Source organism: Bacillus cereus, from assembly GCF_002567495.1.
GTDB lineage: Bacteria > Bacillota > Bacilli > Bacillales > Bacillaceae_G > Bacillus_A > Bacillus_A cereus_AQ.
This window is the reverse complement of the sequence record NZ_NVAP01000055.1, coordinates 1-18619: the sequence shown is the minus strand read 5'-3', so window position 1 is coordinate 18619 and position 18619 is coordinate 1. Positions and strand designations below refer to the sequence as shown.

Below are 18619 nucleotides of genomic sequence, written 5' to 3'. Positions count from 1 at the left end.
GAGCAAGCCTAATGAAAACGTTAGTATGTTTTGGCGATAGCATTACAGCTGATGAGACGTTTTTTGATGGAACACCGAGATTAACGCCAAGGTTACAAGCAATGTTTCCGAATTGGAAAGTAGCGAATGCAGGTGTTCCAGGTGATAATACATTCGATGCGTTAAATAGGATTAAAGAAGATGTATTATCATATAAGCCGGATTTCGTAACAGTTTTTCTTGGTACGAATGATGCAGTCTCTTTTTCTCAAGTGTCATTGCAAGCATATAAAGAAAACTTAGAGAAGATTGTGAACCAAGTTTCCTCAGATAAAATACTACTTATTAGTCCAGCACCAGTTGATGAAGAAAGACAGTACAATAGAACCAATAAAGTGCTCGGTCAGTATACAGACGTAGTAGAGGAAGTGGCGAAAGAAACAGGAAGTTATTTTCTAAATGTATATGCTGAAATGATTCAAGAACGGGATTATAAAAGGTTTGTAGAAAATGATGAAAAAGATGGGTTACACTTTGGTCCAGAAGGTTATGAGTATGTAGCGAAGTTAATTGGTGAAAAGTTAAGAAGAATTTTATAAGAGGCAAAGCACTCAGTGCTTTGCTTTTTCTTGTTTCTTTTGTAGTCTATAAAGTTATTTACCGTTGCAATTTGGACAGACATTTTGCTTTTTTATATGCGCAAAAGGCGAGTTCTGTTTTAAAGTAATATAAATTTATTTTTTAAAATTTATATTTCGTAGTTGAAAATCTGTAAAGGTGTAACTATAATAGTTACAGTGAGTTTGTTATTTTGAAATATACACATTGAATTACAAGAATGAAGGGAGTTTTTATGTAAACCAAAAAAGGTATAAAATCTATTAATTTTTATAATAAGATAAAATATTTTCCGAGTCATACACATTATTAAATATGTTATTTCTAATAGAAAACTAGAGGTGGAAAAATGAAAAATTTTAAAGGTATGTTGATATCATCACTTGCAATTACAACTTTTGCTGGGGTAGGTACAACATTTGTAACAAATACAGTACATGCTGCTAATGACGATTCTAGTAAAATACAAGTTCGTTCTAATAAGAATATAAACACAACAACTGGCTCGAGATTGCCTGTATTATCAGTCAATCCTTATGATGAACCTAGATTTTCAAGACAGGGATATCTTGAAGAGGCACCTTTAGGAATTAATGCCCCTTATGCTTGGGGGATTAGAGGGGGAGATGGTCAAGGAGCAACTTTTGTAGATTTGGAAGAAGGCTGGTTATTAAATCATGAAGATTTAGTCGGTCAAAATATTGAATTTATGTCTGGAAAAATGAGTAATGATCTTTCTCATGGTACTTCAGTTCTAGGTGTTGTTTCTGCAGCTGACAATGGGATTGGGAATATTGGAATTGCACCAAAAGCAAAGGCAAAAGTAATTTCAGTGATCCGAGACAATGGGAGAATTGATGTAAGAGATGCTATTTTAAGTGCCGTAGATTCTTTACAGGCTGGAGATGTTTTATTAATAGAAGAATCCTTTAAATATGATGGATATGGAGATAATCCTTTACCAGTAGAAGTGTACCCGAGTATATTTAACGCAATTCGCAAAGGTACAGATAAAGGCATTATTATTGTAGAAGCAGCTGGTAATGGCGGGATTGATTTAGATGAATTTAAAGACCGTAATGGTAAACAGATTTTAAATCGAAACAGTCAAGACTTTAAAGATTCAGGAGCTATTATAGTTGGAGCATCTACTGCAAGAGTTCCTCATAAACGTTTAGCTTTCTCTAACTATGGTAGTAGAATTGATGTATATGGTTGGGGAGAGTATGTTGATACATTAGATACATATCAAAATAGTAAAGGACAAAAGGTTACAGATCAGAACATAATTAATCGTTATACTTCTAATTTCCGTGGTACTTCTAGTGCTTCGCCTATAATTGCTGGGGCCGCTGTATCGATTCAAGGGATTGCTAAAGAACATTTAGGTAAGGCATACACACCAAAAGAATTGAGAGCAATTTTAAGTAACCCAAATACAGGCACAAAGTCTAATAACCCATCATCTGATAAAATAGGGGTTTTACCAGATTTAAAAGCGATTTTGTCTAATCTTGGATTTAATAGTGATTTGACTACCCAAGATTCTATGGTATTTCCAGATAACGTAGAAAAAAATGAAGGAAAAGAAAACTCAACTTTCGTATTTCCAGGTGAAGAAACAAAAAGAACAGGGGATAAACATTCAACTGTAACATTCCCAGAAGAAGATTTAAAACAGGAAGAAAAAGAAGAGGGATTAATTGTTTTTCCAGATTAATAAAAAATACTACCTTCAATTTGGAGGTAGTATTTTTTATTTCTTGTAATTAATAATCGTGCATGAAATTTGTATTTGTTTATTTTTCATAATGAATTTAACCACAGAATCGAATATTTGACTGTTTATTAACCTTTTCGTCTAAAGCAACTACATTAATCAATCTAGAAATGCTTGCTGCAATGCTTTTAGCCCATCGCTGTATATGCCGTGAAACAAATTGATTGCCTCTTCATCACTAACCTCTACAGGAGTGAAAGTACCAGACCATTCTACTAATGATGTTTTACTTTCAGTACCTTCTTTAACCTGGATTGTGGATTGATAATTAGTGACTGGGAATGGTGCATTCATAATTGAATACGTGTAGTAGCGCTCTTTATCATTGAATACTTCTAAGCGTTCTATAATTGTATCACCATCTGGATTAGCTAGATGACGTACACGACCGCCTTCAGTTAATTTACTGCTAGGTATATAAGGTAACCAGTCTGGAAGGGAGTTGAAACCTCCGATTAATTGCCATACTTGTTCAGGTGAAGCAAAAACTGTCATAGATGTAGTAGTATGTGCCATATTTATTACGCTCCTTTTCATCCCGCATTAACGGGCAGTAAAACGCCCACCTCAAAAATTCGGCTGAGGCAAAGAAGTTAGGTGGGAGATCAACTGTCCGTAAATGCCCGATTGGTTCAACTAATAATCAGTAGGGAATAAACCGCCCCACTGATTAAAGTTTCACTTTATTTTACGTTGATTGGTAGTGGTGCATTAGGTGCTACTAGTTTTTGTTCGCGCATTTCTTCCCAGAATGCTGCTGGAATTACTGTGTTTAATGCATTTTGGTCTTCTACAATTCGTTCCGGTTTACTTGCACCAGGAACAACAGCAGCAACTGCTGGATTAGCTAGTGAAAATTGTAGTGCAGCAGCTTTGATGCTGATGTCGTGACGATCTGCAAGAGCTTTCATTTTCTCAACTTTTGCAATAATTTCTGGAGATGCTTTTTGATATTCGAAGTGAGCGCCTCCAGCAAGAATACCTGAGCTATATGGGCCACCAACAACAATATCCATATTATGCTTTACAGCTGCAGGCATTACTCGTTGCAATGCACGTTCGTGGTCTAATAATGAATAGCGACCAGCTAATAAGGATATATTTGGTTTCGCTTCTTCTAAATCAAGCATAAGTTCAATTGATTCTACTTTGTTTACTCCAAGCCCCCAGCCTTTAATAACTCCTTCTTCACGTAAACGTGTTAGCGCACGGAATGCTCCTGTTCGAGCTGTTTCAAATTGTGAAATCCACTCATCACCATAAAAGTCTTGTGCTAAATCATGAATGAAAACAAAGTCTAGACGATCTGTTTTTAAACGTTTCAAACTTTGCTCGATAGAACGAAGTGTTGCATCTGCGCTATAATCATTGATCATTTTATTTTTGCGACCAAATTCGAAAAGTCCGCCTTTTTCACCTAAATCACGTGCAGATGGATCTTCTAGTTCATCCGAAATAGTTCGACCTACTTTCGTACTTAAAAAGTAATCATCACGATTTCTTTTTGACAGTGCTTCACCAAGACGAATTTCCGCTAATCCAGATCCATAAAGTGGAGCTGTATCAAAGTAACGAACGCCATTCTCCCAAGCAGCATCCACTGTAGCGATTGCTTCTTCCTCTGGGATATTACGATACATATTCCCTAGTGGTGCTGTACCAAAACCGATTTTTTCTTTTAGTAATTTACTCATTATAGATATCCTCCTAAAATATATTTGAAAATTATTTAATCATTGTGAATGGATGTGAAAATTAAAACATGCCATTTCATCGCCTGACAAAATGTATGATAAAAAGTATTGAAACAGCTAAAAAATACACACTTTAAAGTACGGGTAATAAAAAGTAATTTCTAATACTGCATGACTCACTCAACTCTTACAAATGCTATTATGAAATGTATTTTACATAATGAAAAGTACGTACTTTAAAGTGATATAGATACTTAAAAGTAATACAGGTACTTTTAAGTGCCGTACTACTCATCTACTGTTTACGTATGCTATTATGAAACATGTTTAACACAATAAAAAGTACGTACTTTAAGGTGCTATAGATACTTAAAAGTAATATTTAAATCTTTAGCTTAATTGCCTTATAAAATTATTAAAGGAGATTTTTATATGAAAACATACAATATTCCTGTAGAGGCGACTTTAGAGGTTATCGGTGGGAAGTGGAAAGTAGTTATCCTTTGTCATTTAAAGAAAGACAAAAAGAGAACGTGCGAATTAAAACAATTAATGTCTGGTATTACACAAAAAATGTTAACGCAACAATTACGTGAACTAGAAGAAGATGGTGTAATCGAAAGAAAAGTGTATAACCAAGTGCCACCAAAAGTAGAATATTCTTTAACTGATTACGGTCATTCTTTAGATTCTATACTAGACTCTCTTTGTAACTGGGGAGAAAATCATCTCGAAAAGAATGGGAACACGTCTATGCTCCTAACAGTAGCCGAATAACAAAAAGAAAGAAACGAACGGAAATACGTTCGTTTCTTTCTTTTTGTTTTGTCATGTATATATAGGAAAATTTTTTAGCGACATAATTACTTTTTAGTAATATAGGTACTTTTTTGTGCTGTAGGAACTAAAATGTGCCGTATGGAAAATTATTTATTTTTACGTAACAATAGAGAAGGAATTTATAAAAAAGGAGAGGAGATCGCGTGAAACAATATAATATACCTATAGAAGCAACCTTAGAAATTATCGGGGGAAAGTGGAAGGTCGTCATTTTATGTCACTTAACGAAAGGGACGAAGCGAACGAGTGAGTTGCAACGTCTAATTCCTGAAATTTCTGTGAGAATGTTGACGCAGCAACTACGTGAGCTGGAAGAAGACGGTGTGATTACACGTAAAATATACAAACAAATTCCCCCTCGAGTAGAATACTCCCTAACCGATTATGGGTGGTCTTTACAAAATGTATTAAATCAATTAACCGCATGGGGAGAACGATGCATAGATAGAAAAAACACTGAAGTTAAGTGAAATCTCTATACGTTATATTGAAAACACCACCTAATGACGAGGTGGTGTTTTTCGTTTTAAAACTTTAGAAAGTTGTTATGATGAAAAGTGATTTTTTTGAGGGTCTGTTTCAGTCATAGGTACTTAAAAGTGCCTTCATCACTTTAAAGTACGTACTATGCTTCATAATATAACCGTTTTATAATGACACTCGTAGCAAGAAGTCATAATGGTTTCAAGCTATTTTCAAAAAGACTTGTTAATTAATCTAGTTTTTTTGTTGAATTTTTTTAGTAGGAGATGTTTATATGGTTGAAGAACTTTTTTATAAAAAAATACTCAAAAATCTTTTTTCAGACCCAGTTCAAATTACACTTTGGAATGGAGAGACGATACAATATGGCGAAGGGGAACCTCAATTTCATGTAACATTCCATAAGCCGCTTTCAAAGAAGGAGCTTGCTAAGGAGCCTTCTATCGCATTCGGTGAAGCATATATGAATGGGGATCTTGAAATAGAGGGTAACCTTGAAAAAGCTATTCAATCTATTTATAAAAGGCAGGATAGCTTTTTAGGTGATAGCAAGTTGCAATATTTCAAAAGTAAATGGAATTTCTCAAAACAAAAAAATAAAGACGATATTGCTCACCATTATGATATTGGGAACGATTTCTATAAATTGTGGCTTGATGAGACAATGACATATTCTTGTGCGTATTTCCAAAGCGAGCAAGATTCTTTAACGACAGCTCAACATAATAAAGTGGATCATATTTTGAAAAAGTTGAACCTTCAAAAAGGTGATACGCTTTTAGATATTGGTTGCGGGTGGGGTGAGCTAATTACAGCTGCAGCTAAGCAATATGGTGTGAAAGCAATGGGAGTAACGTTAAGCGAGGAACAATATGCAAAGACTTCTGAGCGAATTAAGCAAGAGGGGCTTACAGACTTAGTTGAAGTATCCTTACTCGATTACCGTGATATTAAGAATCGTAAATTCGATAAAATTGTTAGTGTAGGTATGATTGAACATGTAGGGAAAGATAACATTACGCAATACTTTGAGACAGTGAATAGACTACTAAATGATGGCGGGATTTCTCTGCTTCATTGCATTACTTCTCCGGCCAATGGTGGTGCTACGAATGGTTGGATTGAAAAATATATATTCCCTGGTGGATATGTTCCTGCTGTTAACGAATTAATCACGAACATGACGAACGAACAATTTTTCATTGTTGATGTGGAAAGCTTACGTAGACATTACGGAAAAACATTACAACATTGGGCTCGAAATTTTGAAAATGTACTAGAGGAAGTTCGCAAAACGAAAGACGAGCGATTCATTCGTATGTGGCGCTTATATTTAAATGCATGTGCGGCTTCATTCTTTACAGGTAATATTGATTTACATCAATTTGTATTTACAAAAGGCGTAAATGATACAATTCCTATGACACGTTCATATATGTATGAATAAGATCAAACAATCTAATCGTGCAAAATTAATATATAAATTAACAGGTCTATAACGTAAAGTAAAAAGCCGGGATGAAAATCGAAAATGATTTCTATCTCGGTTTTTTATTTGATATATAATTTTAAATATAAAACTATATACTTTTTGTTTTAAATATATATAATAAATGTAGAAACGAAAATTTATGAGCAAGGAAGTTGAAGAACATGACATTAACAATGGGCTTTATCGGATTTGGAAAATCAGCTAACCGCTATCACTTACCTTATGTAAACACACGTGAAAATATAAAAGTAAAAACAATTTTTGCAAGGAAATTTGATGAAAAATTAACGGCTCCATATGAGGAAAAAGGTGTTTACTTCACTACTGAGTTGGACGAATTGTTGAATGACAAAGAAATTCAAGTAGTGACGATCTGTACGCCAGCACATACGCATTACGAATTGGCGAAAAAAGTTATCCTTGCTGGGAAATCAGTTATTGTTGAGAAACCATTTTGCGATACAGTTGAGCATGCTAAAGAATTATTAGCTTTAGGACGAGAGAAAGGTGTAGTAGTTATGCCTTATCAAAATCGTCGTTTTGATGGTGATTTCTTAGCAGTTAAGCAAGTTGTTGAGCAAGGGTTCCTTGGTAATATTGTTGAGGTTGAATCACATATTGATTACTTCCGTCCAGGTTCAATCACTCACGAAGGTCCAAAAGAAGAAGGCTCATTTTACAGTTTAGGTATTCATACGATGGACCGCATGATTGCACTATTTGGTCGACCAGATACGGTGACATACGATATTCGTAATAATGAAGTGGAAGGTGCGGTTGATAACTATTTCGATGTTGGTCTACATTACGGAAATCAGTTGAAAATTAAACTGAAAACCAACCATATTGTAGCGAAAGATTATCCACGTTTTATCGTTCATGGAACAAATGGTTCATTTATTAAATATGGTGAAGATCAGCAGGAAAATGATTTGAAAGCGGGTATTATGCCTGAGAGTGCAGGATTTGGTGAAGATTCACCGATGTATTATGGAGTTGCTAAATATCGTAATGCAAATGGTGACTGGATTGAAAAACAAATTAAAACGCCTCTTGGCGATTACGGTCGTTTCTATGATGCAGCGTATGAAACAATTGTAAATGGTGCACCAAAACTTGTGAAAGACGAAGAAGCGGTAACGAATATTGAAATCTTGGAAAACGGATTTGCTACCCCATCACCTTCAGTTTACAAACTTGAGGCTTTAAATTTGAATGAATAGAAGAGGATATACAGTGTAAAGGAGGTATGGAAATGGCAAGCGGATCAACACAAGTAAAATACCTCGGCATTTATCAAAAAATTAAACAACAAATTTTAGACGGTGAATATAAAATCAACGAAAAAATTCCAAGTAGTCCCGTCCTTGCTGAAGAATTCGATGTTTCAGCGCTTACTATTAAAAAAGCGCTGGATCTGTTAGTAAGAGACGGCTACATCATTCGCCGGCGCGGAAGCGGAACAGTAGTGCAAGATTGGCGTCAGCAGGAAAAGGCACGAATGATTCAAACTTTAACGGGAACGAAAGCTGTTTACGGCAGTGAGGTAGAAAGTAAAATTATCGAGTTTGCAATTGTTGGCGCTGATGAAATAGTTGCTGAGAAATTGGGAGTTTCAATCGGTGATTTTGTCTATAAAATCATTCGCCTCCGCATCATTCACAGCATTCCGACGATTATGGAGCATACATGGATGCCGATTTCGGTTATCCCAGGTGTTGAGGCTTCTGTTTTAGAGGAGTCGATATACTCACATATTCAAAATAAACTTGGTCTTGAGGTAGGGACATCGGTTGTCAGGGTCAAAGGAATTCGTCCAGATGATAGGGAAAAGCAATTTATGAATTTAACAAATCAGGATTTCTTAATGAGAGTCGAACAAGTAGCCTACTTAACGGATGGACGGACCTTCGAATACTCTTATGCCGATCATCTGCCAGAAACCTTTGAATTTGAAACAGTCATTACGGCAAAAAATTTATAAAGAGACATAAAAAAACAGGTTGGGACAAATATTGTCTCAGCCTGTTTTATGTCTTCCATATAATTTACACGTACAGTTATTATTCATCGGCTGTAATAAGCATGGATGTGTTCCCGGTTTTTTCAAGATGAACTTCTCCCCAGGAACAGAGGGAATCGAGTATAGCTCCTAAAGACGAACCGTAATCCGTTAAAGAGTACTCTACTTTCGGTGGTACTTGATCATATACTTTCCTTTGGATTACACCATCTTCTTCTAGTTCCCGTAATTGTTGTGTTAACATTTTTTGCGTAATACCAGACATTAATCGTTTTAATTCACTCGTTCTTTTTGTTCCTTTTTTCAAATGACAAAGGATAACAACTTTCCACTTTCCGCCAATAACTTCTAAAGTCGCCTCTACAGGAATATTGTATGTCTTCATAAAAAACCTCCTTTGATGAGTTTAGATTTCCGTTTTGGGGTTACATACGTTTTCATACTAAAATTTTTACTTTTTAGTGCCTATAACACTTTAAAGTGCGTACTATTTATCCCGCATTAACAGGCAGTAAGACCCTCACCTCAAAATTCAGTAAAAGCAAAGAAGTTAGGTAGGGGATCAACTGCCCGTAAAAGCCCGATTGGTTCAACTAATAATAAGTGGGGGATAAACAAAAACCCCACTGATTAAAGTTTCACTTTATTGTGCTACATATAGTTCATAATAACCGATGGAAGAGAGAAGTAAATAGAACTGTACTAGAAAATTCATATGTTACTTTTTAGTGCCTATAATACTTTAAAGTGCGTACTTTTTATTAAGCTAAATATATTCCATAATAGCACATGTAAGCAAGAAATGAGTATAATGTACTTTAAAGTATATCTGGAATTGGTTAGCCGTAACAATACGGGACATTCACGCAAAAGAAAACGATTTGTATGTTAATAGAATGAATCCAAGACTTAACATTTGATTAATAGAACTGTAAAGTTTAAAATTACAGTATGATTTTTGAAGTGAGTTGTTATCGGCTGTAAAATGTAGTTCCAGTAGAAGCAGTTTAAAAAGAAGTGACTAGTAGAGATGAACGAAACATTGCCCTAATAAATAATATTACGTGAATTTGATTCTAAACTGTAATTTTTTTTAATACATTTCAATAACCGACATTTAAAATGTACGTTTCATAAAGAACATTAAAGGAGTGAGCTAAATATGGTAATTTTGTATACAACAGCAAGTTGTGGTTCATGCCGAAAAGCGAAAGCATGGCTAGAGGAGCATCAAATTGATTATATTGAAAAAAACATCGTATCAAATTCTATGACAGTTGATGAGCTTAAATCGATTCTTCGTTTAACTGAAGAGGGAGCTACTGAAATTATTTCAACTAGATCCAAAACCTTTCAGGACTTAAATATAAATATTGAGGAGCTCTCGCTTAATGAATTTTATACATTAATAATTGAGCATCCACTAATGTTACGTCGCCCAATTATGTTGGATGAAAAAAGATTACAGATCGGTTTTAATGAGGAAGAAATTCGCAAATTTTTACCACGTAGCGTACGAACATTTTTAAACGTTGAATTACAAAAGTTGGCTAATTAATAAATAATATTTCTTACGGAAAATTTTTTTGAAAGGAGGAAACAAGTAATGATTGAAGTATGTGTCACAGTTAATTATAAAAATAGAAACTATCAAACAAATGTTATTGTGAGCAAGGATACGATTTGGACAAAAATTAAACAACTAGCAGAAGAACAAGTGAAGAAACAGTGGAGTTTTTAAATTTGATTATTAAAAAAATGAAGTTATAGGTTAGAGATTATAACTAAATTCAAAAATAAATAAGAAATTTCCTTGAAAGGAGGAAGCAGAAGATGATAGAAGTATGTGTTACAGTTAATTATAATGATAGAAATTATCAAACAAATGTTATTGTGAGTAAAGATACGATTTGGACAAAAATTAAACAACTGGCAGAAGAACAAGTCAAAAAACAATGGAGTCTTTAACTTGATTTTCAACTTAAAAAGCTAAATGAAGTTATCGGATATAGGTGAGACCAGATAGAATATAAAGGAATACATTTTTTATGGCAAGAAGTATTCTATATATTTTAACGTTTTAACCTATCTGTAACATTTATGGCTACAGTATGTTAATATATGAGAAACAATATTTCTGATCGTAGGAGGAAAACGATGAACAGCGACTTTACCTTGGCCATTCACAGTTTAACTTATTTAGCTTTACAGCCAGACCGGATGTCAACAAGTAATGCTATTTCAGAAAGTGCAGGTGTTCACCCAGTACGCATTCGCAAAGTGCTAAGTTTGTTAAAAAAACATAAATTTATACAATCAAAAGAGGGGACTGGTGGAGGATTTATTTTCGCTCGTGACTTAAGTGAAGTTAATCTTTGGCATATTTATCAAATAACTTCAGAAGGTGCTTTACAACCTAAGTGTCCGGAATCAAATGATCAGTGTATTGTAGGTTTGAATATGCAAAAAGTCCTTTTCACTATTTTCTTAGGTGCTGAAGAACATCTAGGTGAATATTTAAAGAACTATACAATGAAAGAAGTTGTTGACCTTATCAATCAAGAACATTAAGCGGCGTAATTGTTATATAGCCGTGAGTTCTTAACACATAAATGTAATAAAAAAGATTACAGTTTAATTTAGTTTTTATATCTTTTTTAACGTCACTAAAAAATATTTATAGGAAGGTGAAACAGTATGATGTCAAATAATAATCATGTTTTAAAAGTAGGAGATTGGGTTCGTGGAATATCAAATGAAGGTGAATTAATAGTTGGTTACATTGCATCACTTGATGATGTAGAAGATGTAGTTACAGTTATTATTGTGAAACGTGACAACCAGTACACAATAAACGAAGCGATTTCACTTTTTAGTAAACACGTTAACAAACTCCCTGAATCAAAGGCAATAAATAAAGAACAAATCCTTTATCTTATAGATCTTGCATTATTAACAGGGGATGAAGAATGGTTTATCGAGCTGTCTTCAAAATTAAATTCGATAAAAGAGCTAGTTAATGAGGGATTTTAATTTTTTAACTTAGGACATAATCAATAATATCCTTTCTTTTGTTGCATCTTAATAAAAGAGAGGATTGATGTTATGAAAATAAGACTAACAATGGTTAGTATCATATGTCTGTTGAGTTTTTTATTACCCTGTATTCCTGCTCAAGCAATTGTAAAAAAGGCAAATGATATAAACGAAAACTTTGGCGTAGATTTAACCGATTATGAACTTTATTCGTTTGGCGACTTTAATCAATTAGATTATAAGATAACGCCACTTACTCAGTTGTTTTTAGGTATAGTTCAAACAGAAGGTGAGTGGATTGATGAACCACGATTATATATTAAGGGAAATAAAGGTTACTTTCATCTTTTGAAAGCAGATGGTACGAATGTTCTTTATATCGTTGAAAAGAGCGGTGATTTTTGGAGAATTATAGATGTAAAAAGAAAAAAAATCAACAGAATACCTGTACCAAAAAAGCTTTTAAAAGAAGTAGTAATTGATCTCTTATTAGAGCCGATAAGCAAAGAGGTTGAAAACTATTATAAGGAACCAAAACTTTGGTATCGGGGTTCTGAAAAAATACTTGAAATAAAAAAAGATACAGCAAACTATATTTTTTATGTAACTGTTCAAATCCAAACTTTTGAGGGTGCGCACAATCCGCCTTATGGAGAGGACACAATTACTTTTCGTATAAAAGGAAATGATCTAAAAACGATTCATTACAAACATAGAGAGATTCCTGAAGAAGAGTTGAAAAAACTACAATTAAGGTGACATTGAAGTGATTCGTTTGTGAATCCCTAATAACGATAATTATGTAAATGAGCTGTCCATATGGGGCAGCTTTTTGTTTTTTGCTCCGTGTAGTTTTTTAAAATTGTATATGAATTCAATATCGGTAATATATATCCTAAAATTTGGTTTTTGTTTTTTGTGAATCTTTTCTGTTTACCTACATTAATTATTTATTAGAATATCTTTTATGTTTAAAATAAAATTTTTTAATAAAAGGGGATATAAGTATCTTTATAATGAGTCATCTAGAGAGACAATGTATTATTGTATTTTTTACGAACCAATTCAGCTTTAAGCGATAAAAACAATGGCTACGTGCTAACTGTAAAATATTATCCATATAAAATTATTCCTCTTTAATATTTCTGAAAATATAAAAATATTAATTTTATAAATATACACGTTATAATGAGGGCGTCGAGAGAAATTTTATTATCTCTAGAGAAAATATAAAAAATGCGATTACTAGTAAGAAAGGTGTGTGATTAGAGGCGAAATGTATGTAAAGTGCTTCAGTGGCTTGTGTAAGCAATATCATCAGTGCTGCCGAAGTTATTAAAGTAATGTATAGAATTGAGAAAGAAATGCCTCGTAAATTAAGAGAGGCCGGTTTAGCTAAAATTACTGTTAAAAGTAAAAAAGAGAAACCATTAAAGTAATACACTGTTATTAGAAATGTTGCAACGTATTTATGAAGTCTATTCTATATTGTTCTCTTAAGGGGTCTTTATATAAAGAGCGGATATTACGAGTAAACTTTTTTGTGAACGCTAACAATTATATTAGGACGCTAACTAACGAATGTTTCAATTTGGATTCATTATGATGAAAGACATACAATGTGGGGCAACTTGTAAGGAATTCATTTTCCAAAAAAGGAAAATATTCGTTAGCTATAAAGAGAGATGCAGGAATAGATACAAGGGGGAGTTATTATATGAACGGGAATACTGCAAAGAAAATAGAAGTTCAAGCTGAAAATACCGCACTAAAAAATGAGCAATATGCAGATCCGAAAAAGTGGCATAAGCAGGATACTACATGGGCACTCAGTCTATTTGGAACTGCAATTGGAGCAGGGGTGCTCTTTTTACCGATTAATGCAGGTTCAGGTGGTTTATTATCTTTACTACTAATTACATTACTTGCATATCCAGTTATGTACTACTCACATAGGGCACTTGCTAAAATGATATACGCTTCTAATTCTGCTGATGAGGGGATCACAGGTACAATTAGAGAGTATTTCGGAAATAAAGCAAGTATCATTTTTAACATCGTATATTTCGGTTCAATTTATACAATCGTACTAATGTATTCGGTTGCGCTTACAAATACTGCAAGTAGTTTTATCGTGCATCAATTGCACATGCCAGAGCCTCCAAGAGCTATTTTATCACTTGTATTAGTTCTTGGTCTTATTGCTATACTGAATTTTGGTCAAGATATTACTGTAAAGGTAATGAGTATGCTAGTGTATCCTTTCATAGTGTCTCTACTTTTTATCGCAATATCTTTAATTCCACAGTGGAATACGTCAATGCTTAGTTTTTCAGCTGTTTCTACTGCTTCATCAGGAACAGGATATTTTGGAACAATATTGATGATTCTACCAATCATCGTATTCTCATTTAATCATTCACCTATGATTTCATCATTTGTTGTGAAACAGAGAGCTACGTATGGAATCGAAGCCACTGATGCGAAATGTGCGCAAATACAAAAAGTTTGTTATATTATGACATTCGTTGTAGTTATGTTCTTTGTTTGGAGTAGTGCACTGAGTCTGACTCCAGAGGATTTAAAAATGGCGAAAGAGCAAAACTTATCAATTCTTTCATATCTTGCTAATGAGCTTAATTCACCTGTAATCACTATTGCAGCTCCAATCATTGCTTTTGTGGCTATTACAAAGTCTTTCCTTGGTCATTATATCGGAGCATTTGAAGTAATGCGTGACATGATTATTAAGTTCGGAAAATCACGTGGAAAAGATATAGAAGAAAAAACGATTAAGACAATCGTCCTTACTTTTGTTGTATTATCATGCTGGTTTGTTGCTTATACAAATCCAAGTATTCTTGGACTTATTGATTCTCTAAGCGGTCCATTAGTTGCTGCTATCTTATGTTTATTACCGATGTATGCAATCAATAAAGTACCGGTACTAGCTAAATACAAAGGGAAAATGAGCAACGTATTTGTTATTATTGTAGGTGTACTTACTGTTTTAGCAAGTATTAAGTCATTATTCTAATTCACTATTGTAATGAATTAAATTTATATAAATAAGTTTACTCATTCAATATTATCAAGATCTAAAACTAAAAAAATTAAATTACTAAGCGCCTACCATATTATGTATGACCAATATGGTAGGCGCTTTTATCTTTGGTAATTGAATAGCATATGTCTCTATCTGGGCCTTATTTAATATTTCAAAATGTATATTGAAAATCTGAAGTTTTAAAAGTATCATATACATATTCAAACATTTGAAGATGTATATGATACTTTTTTCAAATTGAGGGTAAGTTATGGAGGGATTTGAATGGGAAACGAAATGCAACAATTTAAAGCAGATTTCTTTAAAGCATTAGCACATCCTTTGCGAATAGGTATTTTAGAATTATTGTCAGAAGGTGAAAAAAGCGTAAATGAAATTCAAGCTATTTTAAATAAGGAAGGATCAGCTGTTTCTCAGCAATTAAGTGTACTACGCTCAAAAAATATTGTTGTTGGTACTAAAGATGGGAAAAGAGTTTTATATTCTTTACGAGATCCTATCATTGTGGATTTATTGGTTGTTGCACGAAAGATTTTTAACAATCATTTAATCGATACGATTTCAATGTTAGAAGAGCTAGATGATGAAGCAGAAGGTGAACTGATAGGCAAGGAGGGATAGGTTGAGTATTGAAGTAAAGAAAGTGGAAATCATCCAACATGGGATTGAAATATTTCGCTTATCAGGAGCCTATCACGTTTGTAAAGTTTGTATTAACAGTGGGAATTCTTGTTGCTTTTCATGCCAGCATTTACAAGATGGAGTTGGATGTCAACAAAGAAATACAGCTTGTACAGCGTGGTTGTGTGGGATTCAAGGTTTTTTATTTGACCAAATAGGATTACTAGATGATTGGAATCGTTTTTGGAGTGAAATTCCAGGACAAATGTTTCGTAGAGATATTACTCCAGATACGGTAAAGATTACATCGTTTATTGATACGAAGAAGCTAGATAGCCGAGATGGAGAACAGCTAGCGAGAAGATTGGAATCCTATGTACAAGAAGGTGGCGATATAAGTAAATTAGAGCGCCATTTAAGCAAAACGTATAGTGAATATTAAGCTTTTATAAAAATGGAGATTTCATGTGTAAGGAACGAGAAATGCATTTGTAATCCAGATTGATTAAAAATAGAAAAGAAGGGTTTGTAATGAGAGGTTTATTTACGGGAAGGTTTGAAGGATATTCATTAGGGCATTTTCAAAAGGATCTTCTTTCGGGAATGATTGTTGGAGTTGTTGCGATTCCACTTGCTATGTCTTTTGCTATAGCTTCTGGCGTTAAGCCGGAGTATGGAATTTATACAACTTGTATTGCCGGGATACTCATTTCACTGTTTGGTGGTTCGAAGTATCAAATTGGAGGACCTACAGGTGCTTTTGTTCCGATTCTTTTAGGAGTTGTAATTACCTATGGATACGAAAATTTACTACTCGCGGGTTTGTTAGCTGGAATTATTTTATGTCTTATGGGAATCTTCAAGCTAGGCTCTTTAATTAAGTTTATTCCACGCCCTGTAACAATTGGTTTTACTTCAGGTATTGCTGTTATTATATTTACGGGACAAATTGCTAGTTTTTTAGGTTTAACAGGTATAAAAAAGCATGAGGAATTTTTAGCGAATCTGAAGGAACTCTTCACTCATATTAATACTACCAATTTTTATAGTGTTATAACTGCTTTGATTTGTTTTTTCGTTATAATCACAACACCAAAGATTTTGCCGAAAGTGCCAGGTTCATTAGTAGGTGTTGTTGTTTCAACTATGATTGCAACTGTATTTTTCTCGGGCCATGTACCTACTATCGGTACAGCATACGGTACGATTCCAAATACACTTCCGCAGTTTAATATACCAGAAATCACACTAGAACGTATAGAACAGTTAATTGGTCCTGCATTTGTAATTGCGATGCTCGGCGGGATTGAATCTCTTTTATCGGCTGTTGTAGCAGATGGTATGACAAATAGTAAACATAACAGTAACAAAGAGCTTGTCGGTCAGGGAATTGCCAATATTGTTACCCCGTTATTTGGCGGGATTCCAGCGACTGGAGCAATTGCTCGTACAGCGACTAATATTAAGAGTGGGGCTGTATCTCCGATGTCGGGTATTATTCATGGGGGATTTGTGTTATTTACACTTCTACTGTTAGCACCATATGCTTCACATATTCCTCTTGCTAGTATGGCTCCCATTTTAATGGTGGTAGCTTGGAATATGAGCGAACAAAAACATTTTTATCACATACTCAAAATGAAGACAGGAGATTCCCTTGTATTACTAGTAACATTTTTACTTACTGTATTTACTAGTTTAACAACAGCTGTGGAGATCGGTCTTATTTTAGCTGTTATTTTGTTTACAAAACGTATGAGTAATATGCTTGTTATATCTAAAGTGCTTCCTGATCATACAAAGAAGAATGAAAAATTGTTATCGCATGTGGTAAATAAAGCCCATGACTGCCCACAAATTAGTATTTATACAATAGAAGGGCCATTATTCTTTGGGGCTGCTCAAACATTTGAACAAAATATTTTAGCAACTATTCATTATAAACCTAAAGTTTTAATTTTACGTATGGGAAAAGTTCCTTTTATTGATACGACAGGAGAATCGTACTTTAGGAATATTGTTCAGCATTTCCAAAAACAAGGTGGCGTACTTCTTATTTCAGGAATTCAATCAGAGCTAAAAGTAGCTCTAGATAAGAACGGATTGTATGCTGAGATTGGGGAAGAAAACTTCTTTGATCATACAGGAGAAGCCATTGATTGTGCTTTAAGACATTTGAATGTAAAAAAATGTATAGGGTGTAAGCATTTCGCTTTTCATGAATGTACCGGGCTTTCTCAGGAAATGAATACAAGAAAGAATAAAGAAAATGCATTAGAATATTAAAAAGTTTACTTTGGAGAATGTGGAGGTTTAAATCATGGTTCGCCTCTGTAAGGCATGCTTCAATTTTAGATGTTTTTTGAACAGAACAATACTACGAGTGTAGTATTGTTCCTCAAATTGTAGAAGATATAAATACAGAATATACAGCACTTTGGGTAATCCCTGGTGTAATAAAAAGTGATATAGCATCGGTTCTTGTAACTGGATTACCAGGTATTGTACTAGTCCATGTAACAGTTGCGGGTGCAACTACTGGATTAGGATTGAATACGATTACAGGCTGTGGTCCAATATCAGTAGGTTTGATTGAAAATACTATCGTTCCAGTAATATTTGCTGTAAGGGTAAGGGCAATTGTCGATATGATTTGACCAACTCCAGGTGAAGTTAGATTAATAGGTACATTAGCACATATTTGTAGTATATATACACCTGTAGCTAAGTTATTTACATTAAAAGAAGCAGAAAAACCGACAATACTACCAGCCCCTGCTGTTACATAAGGAAGCGTTAATGAATCTGCACCGGGTGATCCTGCTGTACGTTGAAATCCTGAATTAGTACCACCAAAAAGGATAGCATTTGTAGTGGCTGTTGCCGTAGGTCCGGTATTTCCAGTAGAACCAGTGTCTCCAGTAGACCCGGTGTTTCCAGTAGGTCCGGTATCCCCAGTAGGTCCGGTGTTCCCGGTAGGCCCAGT

20 protein-coding genes and 1 pseudogene are annotated in these 18619 nt (G+C 34.2%); 17 read left to right on the top strand and 4 right to left on the bottom strand.

Annotation, left to right across the window (positions count from 1 at the left end; all coding sequences use genetic code 11):
- Positions 1-11 precede the first annotated feature (11 nt).
- Both COK05_RS26330 and COK05_RS26325 read left to right on the top strand, forming a co-directional pair.
- Positions 12-578, top strand: a complete 567-nt coding sequence (locus COK05_RS26330) for an SGNH/GDSL hydrolase family protein (RefSeq protein WP_098614895.1) — start codon at positions 12-14, stop codon at positions 576-578.
- Between the two features lie 368 nt (positions 579-946).
- Positions 947-2317 carry a S8 family peptidase gene (locus COK05_RS26325; protein ID WP_098614894.1) on the top strand — a complete coding sequence of 457 codons (1371 nt, stop codon included), beginning with the start codon at positions 947-949 and terminating at the stop codon, positions 2315-2317.
- A 159-nt stretch (positions 2318-2476) separates the two neighbouring features.
- On the opposite strand, the gene COK05_RS26320 is transcribed toward COK05_RS26325, so the two are convergent.
- Together COK05_RS26320 and COK05_RS26310 are read right to left on the bottom strand one after the other, a co-directional pair.
- The gene (locus tag COK05_RS26320; RefSeq protein WP_098614893.1) at positions 2477-2893 is read right to left on the bottom strand and encodes an SRPBCC family protein; all 417 of its coding nucleotides are present in this window, start codon (positions 2891-2893) and stop codon (positions 2477-2479) included.
- 167 nt (positions 2894-3060) lie between these two features.
- Complete coding sequence (locus COK05_RS26310; RefSeq protein WP_098614892.1) at positions 3061-4071, bottom strand: aldo/keto reductase; 1011 nt, start codon at positions 4069-4071, stop codon at positions 3061-3063.
- Positions 4072-4503: 432 nt separating this feature from the next.
- Between COK05_RS26310 and COK05_RS26305 the strand changes: the two genes are divergently transcribed.
- From COK05_RS26305 to COK05_RS26285, 5 genes are all read left to right on the top strand, one after another.
- Positions 4504-4848 (top strand): winged helix-turn-helix transcriptional regulator, encoded by a 345-nt coding sequence (locus tag COK05_RS26305; protein ID WP_098614891.1) that lies wholly within the window; start codon positions 4504-4506, stop codon positions 4846-4848.
- A gap of 206 nt (positions 4849-5054) precedes the next feature.
- Complete coding sequence (locus COK05_RS26300) at positions 5055-5381, top strand: winged helix-turn-helix transcriptional regulator (RefSeq protein WP_098614890.1); 327 nt, start codon at positions 5055-5057, stop codon at positions 5379-5381.
- A 287-nt stretch (positions 5382-5668) separates the two neighbouring features.
- Entirely contained in the window at positions 5669-6841 is a 1173-nt protein-coding gene (locus COK05_RS26295; protein WP_098614889.1) for a cyclopropane-fatty-acyl-phospholipid synthase, read from the top strand.
- 206 nt (positions 6842-7047) lie between these two features.
- Positions 7048-8109 carry an oxidoreductase gene (locus COK05_RS26290; RefSeq protein WP_098614888.1) on the top strand — a complete coding sequence of 354 codons (1062 nt, stop codon included), beginning with the start codon at positions 7048-7050 and terminating at the stop codon, positions 8107-8109.
- Between the two features lie 32 nt (positions 8110-8141).
- On the top strand, positions 8142-8870 hold the full coding sequence (locus tag COK05_RS26285; protein ID WP_098614887.1) for a GntR family transcriptional regulator: 729 nt from the start codon (positions 8142-8144) through the stop codon (positions 8868-8870).
- A gap of 79 nt (positions 8871-8949) precedes the next feature.
- Here COK05_RS26285 and COK05_RS26280 read toward each other — a convergent pair whose 3' ends face one another.
- Positions 8950-9294: a winged helix-turn-helix transcriptional regulator gene (locus tag COK05_RS26280; RefSeq protein ID WP_098614886.1), complete on the bottom strand. Its 345-nt coding sequence runs from the start codon at positions 9292-9294 to the stop codon at positions 8950-8952.
- Between the two features lie 777 nt (positions 9295-10071).
- Between COK05_RS26280 and spxA the strand changes: the two genes are divergently transcribed.
- The 10 genes from spxA to COK05_RS26220 all read left to right on the top strand — a co-directional run bounded on the left by spxA (position 10072) and on the right by COK05_RS26220 (position 17919).
- Complete coding sequence (spxA, locus tag COK05_RS26265; RefSeq protein ID WP_098614885.1) at positions 10072-10467, top strand: transcriptional regulator SpxA; 396 nt, start codon at positions 10072-10074, stop codon at positions 10465-10467.
- Between the two features lie 48 nt (positions 10468-10515).
- A complete protein-coding gene (locus tag COK05_RS26260) occupies positions 10516-10650 on the top strand; it encodes a BA3454 family stress response protein (RefSeq protein WP_098614884.1) in 135 nt (44 codons plus the stop codon).
- A gap of 92 nt (positions 10651-10742) precedes the next feature.
- Positions 10743-10877 carry a BA3454 family stress response protein gene (locus COK05_RS26255; protein ID WP_000573531.1) on the top strand — a complete coding sequence of 45 codons (135 nt, stop codon included), beginning with the start codon at positions 10743-10745 and terminating at the stop codon, positions 10875-10877.
- A gap of 189 nt (positions 10878-11066) precedes the next feature.
- Positions 11067-11480 (top strand): Rrf2-family transcriptional regulator SaiR, encoded by a 414-nt coding sequence (gene saiR, locus COK05_RS26250; RefSeq protein ID WP_098614882.1) that lies wholly within the window; start codon positions 11067-11069, stop codon positions 11478-11480.
- 126 nt (positions 11481-11606) lie between these two features.
- Positions 11607-11942 carry an IDEAL domain-containing protein gene (locus COK05_RS26245; protein ID WP_098614881.1) on the top strand — a complete coding sequence of 112 codons (336 nt, stop codon included), beginning with the start codon at positions 11607-11609 and terminating at the stop codon, positions 11940-11942.
- Positions 11943-12014: 72 nt separating this feature from the next.
- On the top strand, positions 12015-12704 hold the full coding sequence (locus tag COK05_RS26240; RefSeq protein WP_098614880.1) for a DUF3888 domain-containing protein: 690 nt from the start codon (positions 12015-12017) through the stop codon (positions 12702-12704).
- 958 nt (positions 12705-13662) lie between these two features.
- Complete coding sequence (locus tag COK05_RS26235) at positions 13663-14982, top strand: aromatic amino acid transport family protein (protein ID WP_098614879.1); 1320 nt, start codon at positions 13663-13665, stop codon at positions 14980-14982.
- 294 nt (positions 14983-15276) lie between these two features.
- A complete protein-coding gene (locus COK05_RS26230; RefSeq protein WP_098614878.1) occupies positions 15277-15633 on the top strand; it encodes an ArsR/SmtB family transcription factor in 357 nt (118 codons plus the stop codon).
- Between the two features lies 1 nt (position 15634).
- Positions 15635-16075 carry a DNA mismatch repair protein gene (locus COK05_RS26225; RefSeq protein WP_098614877.1) on the top strand — a complete coding sequence of 147 codons (441 nt, stop codon included), beginning with the start codon at positions 15635-15637 and terminating at the stop codon, positions 16073-16075.
- 89 nt (positions 16076-16164) lie between these two features.
- Positions 16165-17919: a SulP family inorganic anion transporter gene (locus tag COK05_RS26220; protein ID WP_098614876.1), complete on the top strand. Its 1755-nt coding sequence runs from the start codon at positions 16165-16167 to the stop codon at positions 17917-17919.
- 112 nt (positions 17920-18031) lie between these two features.
- On the opposite strand, the pseudogene COK05_RS26215 reads toward COK05_RS26220, so the two are convergent.
- Positions 18032-18619, bottom strand: a pseudogene (locus tag COK05_RS26215) (collagen-like protein); the annotation flags it as partial.